We start from the raw sequence: 12067 nt of genomic DNA on the forward strand, positions 1-12067 counted from the left end.
TCGTGCTGGCAAGTCATTGGTCTCTTCGGCCTAACCCGCCAGTGTGACGGCTCGCACCGGTACAGCGCGGTCCTGATGGACATTCGTTCGACGGACGCTTGTTCGATGGACGCTCATTCGATGAACACAGAGTGCCTTGCACCTCGGAAAAGGTCCATAGCGTTCGGCCATCCAAGGCACTCTCTTTCACTACATCAGTGGTCCACACCTCACTACCGGTGCCTGAGGGTAGCGAACGGGCGGCCCAGATGTAACCCTTCGGACAAGACGTGGGAAGAGCCACCGGACGGACCTTGACCGTTGCTACTCAGTTGTCAACAAACCCACGGGACGAACACGCCGCGTTGTGTTCACTTCTGACAAACAACCTGTTCGGGTGATCGTTACCCCAGAGGATCATAGGATGACCACCCATTGTGAGCAGGTTGTCGGTTCTCTACAGTGGGCCCGTGACTCCCGACAATGAGTCACATCCGAATCCATCATCAGGCCACGTCACACGTGACCTCCCTTGATCAGGAGCACCACTTGCTTGGCTCTGCAAGCTCGAAGAAGGCCCTGAGCGCCGGCCGGGGGAAGAAGGCGCTCGCACTCGCGATGGCAGCCCTCGTGTCGACGTCCGTCGGCGGTTGTGGCCTGCTCGGCGGGGACGATTCCTCCTCTTCCAGCGGCTCCGGGAACCTGGAGAAGGCGAAGATCAAGGTCTCCGTGATGTCGACCATCGACGTCGCGCCCTTCCGCCTCGCGCAGGACGGTGGCTACTTCAAGGCCGAGGGCCTCGAAGTCGAGGCGGTCGAAGCCGCGACCGGCCAGATCTCGCTGACGAACCTGATCGGCGGCATGGTCGACATCGCCTACTCGAGCTACACGCCGTTCTTCACCGCGGTGAGCAAGGGCACCGCGGACATCAAGCTGGTCGCCGACGCCTCCTCCGCCGGCCCGAAGAGCACCATGCTGGTCACGCTCCCGACGTCCAGCGTCAAGAGTGTGAACGACCTGGCGGGCAAGAAGATCGGCATCACCGCGCCGAACACCGTGTCCGACACGCTCTCCAAGTCGGTCATGAAGGACCACGGCGTCGACTTCAGCAAGGTCCAGTGGGTGCCGCTGCCGCTGCCGAACGTCGCGGGCGCGCTCAAGAACGGTGACATCGATGCCGGCTTCCTGACCGAGCCGTTCATCACCCAGGCCGCGAAGGCCGCGGGCACGGTCCCGGTCGTGGACACCGCCACCGGTGCCACCCAGGACTTCCCCACCGCCGGCTACGGCGGCATCGGCAAGTTCGTCGCCGAGAACCCCAAGACCGTGGCCGCCTTCCAGCGCGCCATGCAGAAGGCGACCCGCGACTCGGCCGACCGCTCCAAGATCGAGCCGCTGCTGGTCAAGTACGCCAAGATCGACCAGGACACCGCCGCGTTGACCACGCTGCTGACGCTGCAGTCCACGTTGGACGCCCGCCGCATCCAGCGGGTGCCGGACCTTCTCCTGCAGATGGGCGCCATCCAGACGAAGATCGACGTCAGCGGGATGATCGCGGCTCAGTCCTCGAACTGATGACGCGCGGTCACCACGAAATCCCCGCAAATCGGCTTTTTGATTACTGCAAGTAGTGATGTCCAAGCGGGTGATCATGCGATCCGGCGAATGGCCTAAAATGATCACCCGCTCACGACACCCATTGTGAGCAGGTGGGCAAATCTCTAAGGTGACCGCGTGCCTGGCGAAATAAAGCCACGACACTGACGAAAAATCCCCAAACGGTGATTCATTGTTTCCGAGGAGTGGGCTTTGTTTCGAAACGCCATGAGCAGGAGCGGGGCACGCAGACGACGGGGTGTCCTCGGTGTCGCCCTGAGCGCGATGATGCTGACCGCCTTGAGCGGTTGCGGCGCGCTCGGCGGTGACGACACGTCCGGTGGGTCCGGCGACGGCACGCTGGAGAAGACGAAGATCAAGGTTGCCCTGCTGCCCGTCGTCGACCTCGCGCCGCTGCGGCTGGCGCAGGAAGGCGGCTACTTCAAGGCCGAGGGGCTCGAGGTCGAAGCGGTCGACGCCCCCAGCGGCCAGGCGTCGATGACCAAGATGATCGGTGGCGAGGTCGACATCGCCTTCTCCACCTACTTCCCGTTCTTCGTCGCGAAGAGCAAGGGTGCCGCGGACATCCGGCTCGTCGCCGACTCCGTCTCGGCCAGCCCGAAGAGCAACGCGGTCGTCACCGTGCCGAAGTCACCGGTCAAGACGATCAACGACCTCGCGGGCAAGAAGATCGCGATCACCGACAAGAACACCGCGTCGCACCTGCTCACCGTCTCGGTGATGAAGGACCACGGCGTCGACACCAGCAAGGTCCAGTGGGTGCCGATGGCGCTGCCGAACATCGCGGCCGCGCTCAGCTCCGGCCAGGTCGACGCGGGCTACCTGCCCGAGCCGTTCCTGACTCAGGCGTCCAAGGTGGTCGGCGCGACCCCGGTCGTCGACATCTCGACCGGTGCCACCCAGGACTTCCCCCTGGCCGGCTTCGGCGCGCTCGGCGCGTTCGTCGACAAGAACCCGAAGACGGTGGCCGCGTTCCAGCGTGCGATGAGCAAGGCGGTGCGTGATTCGGCCGACCGTTCCAAGATCGAGCCCCTGGTCGTCAAGTACGCCAAGGTCGACGCCGAAACCGCGTCGCTGCTGACGCTGCCGACGTTCGGGTCCACTCTGGACGCCCGTCGCCTGCAGCGCGTGCCGGACCTGCTCCTGCAGACCGGCGTGATCACCGCCAAGCTCGACGCCTCGTCGATGCTCGCCCCTCAAGCTGGATAAAGGTAAAGGTGCCACGACTTCTCCGTGCTCTGGCCGGTCTGGCCGGTTTCTTCCTGATCTGGGAAGTGATCGTCCGGGCCGGCCTGGTCCGACAAGAGTTCCTCCCCCCGCCGTCCGTGGTCGTCGTGACGATCATCGAGCAGTTCGGTGAGGTGCAGTTCATCCGCGATCTGATCGCGACGTTCCTCGCGTGGGCGATCGCCCTGGTCATCGCCGTCGCCATCGCCGTGCCGGCGGGGCTGCTGCTGGGCAGCATCCCCGGGCTGCGCACCGCGACCGCGGTGGTCGTCGAGTTCCTGCGGCCGATCCCCGCCGTCGCACTGATCCCGCTGGTGCTGCTGCTGATCGGCGGCGGCCCCGAAGCGAAGATCACGCTGGCCGTGTACGCCTCGCTGTGGCCGATCATGTTCAACACGATCTACGCCCTCGGCGAGATCGACCCCGTACTGATGGAGACCGCGAAGGCCTGCGGCACCGGTAAGTTCCGGACGCTGACGTCGGTGGCGCTGCCGCACACCGCGCCGTTCGTGTTCACCGGGGTCCGGCTCTCCGCCAACATCGCGCTGATCGCGGTGGTCAGTACCGAATTCCTGGCCGGCGCCAAACTCGGCATCGGCAACTTCATCATGCAGGCCAGTACCGGCTCGACCAGGTTCGACCTCGTACTCGCCGGGACCGTGGTGGTCGGCGTGCTCGGCTTCCTGATCAACGGCGGGCTCGAGATGATCGGCCGTCGGGTCTTCCGCTGGAGCACCGTCGACCGGGAGGCTGTCTCGTGACGACCCTCACGCTGTCCAGCCGCGTCGGCAAGCAGGTGGGCCGGGGGCTCGGCATCCTGGTCCGCAACTGGCTGCTCTTCTTCGCCCTGCTGGGAATCTGGGAGCTTTCGACCCGGCTGGCCGAGAGCCCGTTCTTCCCGCCGCCGAGCGAGATCGTGGCCGCCGCGGCGAAACTGTGGTTCACCGGTCCGGCGTCGCAGCTGTTCCTCACCGACACCGTGTTCGACAACGTCCTGCCCAGTCTCGGCCGGACACTCGGCGGCTGGCTGCTGGCCGGCGCGATCGGGGTCGCCCTGGGTGTCGCGTTAGGACGGTCCAAGACCGGCATGGACTACGTCGGCCCGCTGTTCGCGTTCTTCCGTTCGGTTCCGCCGCCCGCGCTGATCCCGGTCTTCATCGTCCTTTTCGGACTCGGACCGGGTATGCAGACCGGGTCGATCATCTTCGGCGCGATCTGGCCGGTGCTGCTCAACACCGTCGACGGTGTCCGCTCGGTGGACCAGGTGAAGGTCGAGACCGCGCGCTCGTTCCGGACGCCGAGGTCGTTCTGGCTGCGCTCGGTCGTCCTCCCGGCCGCCGGGCCGAAGATCTTCGCCGGCCTGCGGCTCAGCCTGTCGATTTCCCTGCTGCTGATGGTGATCTCGGAGCTGGTCGGTTCCTACAACGGCATCGGCCGGTCCCTGATGGACGCCCAGCAGGCGTTCGACTTCCCGCTCATGTGGTCGTGGCTGGTCCTGCTCGGACTGCTCGGCTTCGGGTTCAACGCGGCCTTCCTGGCGGTGGAGCAGAGAGTGCTCCGCTGGCAGCCCACCCGCAACGGCCGTATCTAGTCTCCCAGTTTCGAAGGGTCAGCCAAATGTCAACCATGCTCGAGGTCTCCGGGCTGAACCACCGGTACGGCGCGGGAGAAAAGGCGCACGTCGCGGTCAACGACCTCTCGTTCACCGTGGAAGCCGGTCAGCTCGCCAGCATCGTGGGCCCGTCGGGCTGCGGCAAGTCGACCCTGCTGCGCTGCATCGCCGGGCTGATCAAGCCGACGTCCGGACAGGTCAGCCTGCACGGCGACGACGTCTCCGGAGTGCCGGAAGACCTGGCCGTGGTGTTCCAGGACTACAGCCGCTCGCTGTTCCCGTGGCTCTCGGTCGCGAAGAACGTCGAGTTCCCCTTGCGGTGGCGCAACTTGAGCCGTTCCGAGCGCCGGACGCGGGCGCAGGAGGCGCTGGAGTCGGTCGGCCTGTCCGGTGTCGGCTCGAAGTTCCCGTGGCAGCTTTCGGGCGGTATGCAGCAGCGTGTGTCGATCGCGCGGGCGCTGGCGAGCCGGCCCGCACTGCTGCTGATGGACGAGCCGTTCGCGTCGGTCGACGCGCAGACGCGGTTCGAACTGGAGGACCTGACCCGGCGCGTGCAGCGCGAGAACGGGAGCACGGTTCTCGTGGTCACGCACGACATCGACGAGAGCGTCTACCTGTCGGACCGAGTGCTGGTGCTGTCGAAGTCGCCCGCCACGATCGTCGCGGACCTGCCGGTCGGGCTGCCCGCCGAACGGAACCAGATCACCACGCGCGAGTCCCCGGAGTTCGTGACGCTGCGCGGTGAGGTGGCGCGGCTGCTGCAGGGTGGCGCGCCCGAAGCCGTCACCGCCGCTTCCGACGCCGCCGAATGGGACCTGGCCCAGGTCGACGCCGCGGCCGACGCTGCGACGGAAGCCCGCACGAAGGGCTGATCACTCTCCCCAGCGATGCTATGAACGAGTCTTTCCTTGCAAAATTTGCAAGGAAAGACTCGTTCATAGCGCGCCCTTCAGCACTCGTCCAGTCGCTCAGTAGAGCTTGCGGGGGTTGGGATCGATGCGGACGTGCACCAGGTGCGGGCGCTCGTCCGGCAGCGCCGCTTCCAGGGCCGGCTTCAGGTCCTCGGCCTTCTCGACGGCCGACGTCCGCAGGCCCATGCTCTGTGCCAGCGCGGGGAAATCGATGCCGCCGAGGTCGACGCCCGGCACCTTCTCGCCGCCCGCCGCCTCGCCGAGGATGCGCACGGCGGCGTACTGCGAGTTGTCGAAGATCACGAAGGTGATAGGCAGGTTGTGCTGCGCCGCGGTCCACAGTGCCTGGATGCAGTACATGCTCGAACCGTCGCCGAGGATGGCCACGACCTTGCGGTCCGGGCGGGCCATCGCGGCGCCGACGGCGGCCGGGAGGGCATAGCCCAGGGTGCCGCTGGCGACGGCCAGGAAGCCCGCGTCGGTGGATGTGATCGGCAGGTGGTCGTGCAGGTCGTTGCGGTGGCTCGGCGCCTCTTCGACGACGATGGCGTTGTCCGGCAGCACTTCCGCGATCGTGGCGTAGGCGAAGCCCGGCGAGATCGGCGTGACCGCGGCGGGCTTCTCCATCACCGCGCGGGACTTCGGCGCCTCACGGGTCGCGGCGCGCTCGACCAGCGCCCGGATCGCGAGCTTCGGCGTCGCACGGAGGCCGGTGCCCACCGCGGCGCGCGCCAGGATCTGCTCGTCGTCGCTGACCAGGAACAGTTGCGGCAGCGGGATCTCCGACTCGCCGCGGTACACGTGATAGGTGAACGCCGGGGCACCGATGACCACCACGACGTCGTGCTCGGTCAGCGCGCTCGCGAGCATCTGCCGTTCCGGCTGCAGGAAACCGAAGAACTGCGGGTGGTCCTCGGGGAAGGAGCAGCGCGACGACATCGGCGAAGCCCAGACCCCGGCTCCGATCTTCTCGGCCAGTTCGACGACGTCCGGCACGGCGCCTTCGTCGTCGACGCCCGGCCCGACGACGATCGCAGGCCGCTCGGCGGCGTCCAAAGCGGACACCAGTTCGTCCAGGGTGGCCGGATCAGGGGCGAAACCGGGGATCCGCGGGCGGGACACGATCGGCTTCGTGGTCTCGACGTCCCAGTCGTCCACCGGGACGGAGACGAACACCGGACCCATGGGGGCCTGCGTCGCCATGTGGTACGCCCGCGCCAGCGCCGCGGGGACGTCCTCGGCCCTGGCCGGTTCACAGCTCCACTTGACGTACGGCTTGGGGAAACTCGTCGCGTCGACGGCGCCGAGGAAGGGTTCGTCCGGGAGCAGCGACCGGGTCTGCTGCCCGGCGACGATGATCAGCGGCGCGTTGTTGCGGTACGCGGTGAACACGTGCCCGAGCGCGTGCCCGACCCCGCCCGCCGAATGCAGGTTCACCAGCACCGGACGCCGCGACGCGCGCGCGTATCCGTCGGCCATCGCGACGACGGACGCCTCTTGCAGGGCGAGCACGTAGGTGAAGTCGTCGGGCCAATCGGTGAGGAAAGCGATTTCAGTAGTTCCGGGATTGCCGAAAACCGTGGTCAGGCCCAGTTCACGCAGCAGTTCCCTGGTCGCGTCACGTACGGTGCGGGTAGCCATGCCCCCACGCTAGCCGGTCGGATCTCGGTAGTTGAAGATGCAACCTCAAGTCACCGTCCGTGCTCTAACCTTGACGGCGTGCGCAAGGGGGAGATGATCGCCGGCCGCTATCGGCTGGAGGAGGTCGTCGGCGCCGGCGAGCGGGGCGAGGTCTGGCGGGCGCTGGATCTCGAACTGCGCCGGGTCGTCGCCGTCAAACTCGCGCGCTCCGGCGAACAGGTCCGGCGTGAGGCGAGAATCGGCGCGGGCCTGCGGCACGCGGGCGTCGTCGCGGTCTTGGACGTCGTCCGGGAACGGCGCGGGCGCTGGCTGGTGATGGAGTACCTGCCCTCGCGCAGTCTCGCCGAGATGCTGCGGACGGGTGATCTTCTCCCGGCCGGGAAGGCCGCGGAGATCGGCGCGCAGGTGGCGGCGACGCTGGCCGCGATGCACGCCAAAGGCCTGGTGCACCGGGACATCACGCCGGGAAACGTGCTCGTCGCCGAGGACGGCACGGCCAAGCTCACCGATCTCGGCATCGCGGTGTGGTCGAACGCGGGCAGTCCGGAATTCCTGGCCACCGATGACGAAGCCTCGGACCCGGCGTTCGATGTCCACGCGCTCGGCGTGACGCTCGCGGCGGTGACCGAGGGCGGCATCTCCGGACTCCTGGCTGTTTTGACCGATCCGGATCCGCGCAAGCGCCCGACGGCCGCCGAGGCGAGTGCCCTGCTGCTGGAAGTCGCCGAGAACCCACCGCCCGCGTCGACGTCGCTCGTGCCGCGTCAGCTTCCTCCAGCGCCTGTCCACTTCGAAGGCCGCGAAGGGGAACTCGAAGCGATCTCCGGCGACGTCGTCGTCATCGACGGGCTGGGCGGGATCGGCAAGACCTGGCTGGCGTTGCGCTGGGCGCACGACAACCTGCGACGGTTCCCGGACGGACAGCTTTTCGTGAACCTGAACGATTCCGAAGCGGCGCTGCACGGTTTCCTCACCGCGCTCGGGGTGCCACCGGACGAGGTCCCGGCCGACCGGCAAGCGCAGATGGTTCTGTACCGGAATCTCGTCGCGGGGAAGCGCATGCTGATCCTGCTGGACAACGCGCGGGACGCCGGGCAGATCGCCGACCTGCTTCCGGGTACGCCGGAGTGCACGGTGCTCATCACCAGCCGCGGCTGGATGCCGGACCACGCCGCGCACTCGGTATCGCTGGACACGGTGCCGGTGCGCGAGGCGCGGGCGATGCTCGTCCGGCGTATCGGCGAGGACCGGGCCGCCACGGAACCCGAAGCGTTCGAAGAGATCCTGACCCATTGCTGCGGTCTTCCGCTGGCGCTGGCGATCGTCGCCGGACGGCTGACCGCGCATCCCGGGTTCTTCCTGGGAACCGCCGCCGCGATCCTTCGCGGTACCCGGAGCAGGCTCGACCCGCTTGACGACCGCAACCCGGCCACAGGGCTCGAAGCGGCGCTGGAAATGTCGTACTACGCGCTGGTGGAGAGGCACCGGGAACTCTTCGAACTGCTCGGCCTGGCGCCGGGACCGGACCTCCCGCTCCCCGCCGTCGCGAACCTGATCGACGGTTCGATCGCGGAAGCCAAGGCCACGCTGCGAACACTCGAACGACAGTCCCTTGTGGATGAATATGTCGACGGCCGCTGGCGCATGCACGATCTCGTGCGGCTCTATGCGGCCCAAGGGGCTCGGCTGCGCTACTCACCGGAAGAGCAAGGCGAGGCGCTACGCCGGCTTGTCGATTTCTCTCTGCACACCGCGCACCGGGCCACAGGGCTGCTCGACCCGCTCGGGCGCTTGATCGACCTCGGCCCCGCCCCCTCGGGCTACGTGCCGGAACGACTGGCCGACGCCGCGGCCGCACTGGACTGGTTCGATGCGGAACAGCCGATGCTGCTGGCCGTCCAGCAACTCGCCGTCGAACACGCTTGGGACGAGCAGGTCTGGCAACTCGCATCGACGCTGACCACTTTCCATTCCCGGCGCGGGCGCGTCGGGGAAGACTTGGCGGTGTGGCACCGGGCGCTGTCGGCCGCCGAACGCCTCGACGATCCCGCCGCGAAGGCGCTGTGCCACCGATGTCTCGGGCACGCGTACTCCCGGACGGCCGATCTCGACAAAGCGCTGGATCACCTCCGGATCGCGCTTTCGTTGTACGAGGCAACCGAGGACGAGCAAGGGAAAGGCCGCTCGTACCAGATTCTCGGCCTGCTCTGGGAACGGCGCGAGGATGACGAAGTGGCCCTGGAATACTCGACGCTCGCCCGAGAGCGGTTCAAGACGCTGGACGAGCCCGCGCTGGAAGCCGTGGCCCTCAACGCGATGGGCCGACACACGGGCAAGCTCGGCCGGTTCGACGAGGCGCGCACGCACTGCGAGGCGGCGCTTTCTCTGCTTCGTGGACACGGTTTCCCGGACAGCGAGGCGGAAACGTTGGTGGAACTGGGAAATTGCCATGCCGCGCTCGGTGACGGCGACAAGGCGCGCGAGATGTGGCTTGAAGCTGTCGAGATCTATCGGAACCAGGGGCGGGCCGAACTGGTCTCAAAGGTGGAGGCGCTGCTCAACGGCGCTTGAGGCGGCGGGTCAGGGCTGACCACGCTTCAGGGCAGTTCATAAACTATTCCTCCAGTTCGGTGATCACCCCTTGGATCACCGCGGACGACGCGGCCTCATCCAGAGACAGCTTCACCATGGTCTTCGCGGCCGCCCGATATACCGCCACCTTGTCTTCGGCGCAGAGATACGCGCTGCAGCGGAAGTGCTCCACGTGAACGATCGTCGGGAGATCATCGAAGTCCAGGATGCCGAACGATCCATTGAGCCCTGGGTGATAGCCGTCGCCGAACGGCAACACCCGAACCGTCACATTGCTCAGCTGCGCAAACGTGAGCAGCCGCTTGAGTTGGTCGCACATCACGGCATCTCCCCCGATGCCTTGCCTGAGGGCAATCTCGCCGAGTAGTGCGGTATAGCGCAGAGTTGACCGTCTTAGCAGTTCTCTGCGAGCCAGGCGCACCATCAACCGCTGTTCGACATCATCTTGAGCCAAAGAGCCGCCGCCAAAGATCGCCCGGGCGTAGGCAGAGGTTTGGAAGATGCCGGGGATCAATACCGGCTGCCAGTTGAAGACCGCGGTCGCGGTTCTCTCGTATTCGATGAACGAAGCCAAACCTGGCGGCACACCGGGCTGATTCTGTTCTAACCAGTCCGGCTCGTGCGCGTTGCGCGCCAACTCGATGAACCACGCCTTCTCCTCACCCACCACCCGCAAGTAGGCGAGCAGACCGGCCAGCTCCTCGACCTTCGGAAGTCGAGTTCCTTTCTCCCAGTGGGACAACTGCGGACTTGGAACCTCAGCGAGCCGCGAAAGCTCCCGCAGTCCCATCCCTCTTCGCCTGCGCGCAGCACGAATCGCGGCGCCGAGAGCGCGCGCCCGCGAGGTAGCCACCAGTGCCGTCATGCCGCGCAGTGTGTCACCGGAGCCCGGCGATCCCGACCGGGTGATCGACATTTGGTGTTGCCGTTTTGAAGCACCGAACATGCCGCGCATGACTGTGGACGAACGCCTTTTCGAGCGCTTGCACGACTTGGCCACGACGTTGCCCAAGGACATCACGTGGCTCTCCCCCACGCCGATCCGCGCGGACAGCCTGCGGGACCTCGGCGAACGTCTGAATGAGGTCGGCACGGATCTTGTCACCTACGCCGACGAACTCGATCGTCTTGCCGCACAACGGCTACCGGCGGGCGGCTGGATCCCCGAGGCCGGAACCCCTTCCCTGGGACAACGTCGCGCCCACTATGTCGGCAAGGGACGACTGCGGCTCGGCCTCCTCTACATCGCGAATTGCGGCGCCGCATGCTTCCCCTTCTACGGCCACGACCTGACCGGCAAGATCACCCGTCACGAACGCTGCGGCTCATGCATCGCGAAGGGGGCGCAGCAATGAAACGCTTGTTGGCGATCGTCATACTTCTCTTCATCTCAGCCTGCGGGGCAACACCGTCACAGGATGTAATCGACGTCGGGCTCGGGCGCAAAGCCCCACTCGTCCCGAAGCCGCTCGATGCCGCCGGACTGCTGGCCGACCCGTGCGCGGTGTTCCCGAACAACCCGACCCTCGTACGCATCGAAGAAACCGACCGCGGCAAGACCCCGGGCTGCAAAATGACCACCGGCGAGGGCAAGCCGTTGACCATCGACATCCTGCTCTTTCCGGAAATCACCAAAGGACTCGAACAGCTTTACGAATACCATCGGAACGACGCCTGGAAGAACGGCTACTTCGAACCCGTCACCGTATCGGGTTACCCCGCCGTCTTCGCCGCGATCAGGGACGATCGACCGATCGGAAAGTGCGATCTGAACGTCGCTCTCACGGACCAGCTGTTCTTCGCCGTCTTCTCCCACGCCCACCAAGGTGGCACCGGATGCGAATTCGCACGAGCCATCGCCTCGTCGGTGATCGAAACGCTTAATCACACTCAGTGACTCCTCTGAGTAACCCCACCGTTGCGGAACGATGTCCTATGATCTTCCGTCGGAGGGTGTGGGATGACCACAGGGGAGGACGTCATGGGCGCGCCGGACCACGGCAGAGCCACGCAGGCCGAACAGGAGATAGCGCAGCAGGTCAAGACCGCGAGAGCGGATACGGACCTGCGCGCGAACCTGAAGGAGCCGCCACCGCCGCCCAGCGTGATCGACAAGCTTGGGATGGGCTTCGGCGCTGCTCCGACCGGGGGCGCGGGGTACCGGATCGATCCGGAGGCGTTAGCCGCACAGATCCGCACGTTCGAGGACATCCGCGATCGCAGCCGCGCAGCTCATGTGGACCTCATGGGAGCGGCTCGAAACGCAACACCACCATCGAATGATCCTCCCGCGGTCGCGAACGCGGCCAAGGTTCGAGACTCGTTGGCCGCAGCCGCGGCCAACAACCTTGCGATACTTGAATACGCGCAAGGCCTCATTGATTCTCTGCGCAAAGCGAACGGAACATACAAACAGCACGATGAGGAAACATCGGCCTTGTTCAAGGAGCGACCTGCCACATGAATCGCCGATGGCTTCAGCTCATCG

General features: G+C 66.3%; 11 protein-coding genes. 9 read left to right on the forward strand and 2 right to left on the reverse strand.

Features of this window, described 5'->3' with window-relative positions:
• Positions 1-597 precede the first annotated feature (597 nt).
• The 5 genes from ACLJRL_RS09130 (at position 598) to ACLJRL_RS09150 (ending at position 5307) form a co-directional block, all read left to right on the forward strand.
• The gene (locus tag ACLJRL_RS09130) at positions 598-1554 is read left to right on the forward strand and encodes an ABC transporter substrate-binding protein (RefSeq protein ID WP_410656159.1); all 957 of its coding nucleotides are present in this window, start codon (positions 598-600) and stop codon (positions 1552-1554) included.
• 249 nt (positions 1555-1803) lie between these two features.
• On the forward strand, positions 1804-2805 hold the full coding sequence (locus tag ACLJRL_RS09135) for an ABC transporter substrate-binding protein (protein WP_410655637.1): 1002 nt from the start codon (positions 1804-1806) through the stop codon (positions 2803-2805).
• Between the two features lie 8 nt (positions 2806-2813).
• A complete protein-coding gene (locus ACLJRL_RS09140) occupies positions 2814-3584 on the forward strand; it encodes an ABC transporter permease (RefSeq protein ID WP_410655638.1) in 771 nt (256 codons plus the stop codon).
• Positions 3581-4414, forward strand: coding sequence for an ABC transporter permease (locus ACLJRL_RS09145; protein WP_410655639.1), 834 nt, complete (start codon positions 3581-3583; stop codon positions 4412-4414). The genes ACLJRL_RS09140 and ACLJRL_RS09145 overlap by 4 nt, the downstream gene beginning before the upstream one ends.
• Before the next feature lie 26 nt (positions 4415-4440).
• Positions 4441-5307: an ABC transporter ATP-binding protein gene (locus ACLJRL_RS09150; protein WP_410655640.1), complete on the forward strand. Its 867-nt coding sequence runs from the start codon at positions 4441-4443 to the stop codon at positions 5305-5307.
• A gap of 96 nt (positions 5308-5403) precedes the next feature.
• Here ACLJRL_RS09150 and mdlC read toward each other — a convergent pair whose 3' ends face one another.
• Positions 5404-6987, reverse strand: a complete 1584-nt coding sequence (gene mdlC, locus ACLJRL_RS09155) for a benzoylformate decarboxylase (protein ID WP_410655641.1) — start codon at positions 6985-6987, stop codon at positions 5404-5406.
• Between the two features lie 78 nt (positions 6988-7065).
• On the opposite strand from mdlC, the gene ACLJRL_RS09160 reads away from it, so the two are divergent.
• The gene (locus ACLJRL_RS09160) at positions 7066-9558 is read left to right on the forward strand and encodes a protein kinase domain-containing protein (RefSeq protein ID WP_410655642.1); all 2493 of its coding nucleotides are present in this window, start codon (positions 7066-7068) and stop codon (positions 9556-9558) included.
• A 43-nt stretch (positions 9559-9601) separates the two neighbouring features.
• On the opposite strand, the gene ACLJRL_RS09165 is transcribed toward ACLJRL_RS09160, so the two are convergent.
• Positions 9602-10444 carry a helix-turn-helix domain-containing protein gene (locus ACLJRL_RS09165; protein WP_410655643.1) on the reverse strand — a complete coding sequence of 281 codons (843 nt, stop codon included), beginning with the start codon at positions 10442-10444 and terminating at the stop codon, positions 9602-9604.
• On the opposite strand from ACLJRL_RS09165, the gene ACLJRL_RS09170 reads away from it, so the two are divergent.
• From ACLJRL_RS09170 to ACLJRL_RS09180, 3 genes are all read left to right on the forward strand, one after another.
• The gene (locus ACLJRL_RS09170; RefSeq protein ID WP_410655644.1) at positions 10443-10934 is read left to right on the forward strand and encodes a hypothetical protein; all 492 of its coding nucleotides are present in this window, start codon (positions 10443-10445) and stop codon (positions 10932-10934) included. The two genes, ACLJRL_RS09165 and ACLJRL_RS09170, sit on opposite strands and share 2 nt — an antisense overlap.
• Entirely contained in the window at positions 10931-11476 is a 546-nt protein-coding gene (locus ACLJRL_RS09175; protein WP_410655645.1) for a DUF3558 family protein, read from the forward strand. Before ACLJRL_RS09170 ends, ACLJRL_RS09175 begins: the two co-directional genes overlap by 4 nt.
• A 63-nt stretch (positions 11477-11539) precedes the next feature.
• Entirely contained in the window at positions 11540-12043 is a 504-nt protein-coding gene (locus ACLJRL_RS09180; RefSeq protein ID WP_410655646.1) for a hypothetical protein, read from the forward strand.
• The last annotated feature ends 24 nt before the right edge of the window (positions 12044-12067 follow it).

It is taken from the genome of Amycolatopsis sp. lyj-112 (assembly GCF_046549055.1).
GTDB lineage: Bacteria > Actinomycetota > Actinomycetes > Mycobacteriales > Pseudonocardiaceae > Amycolatopsis.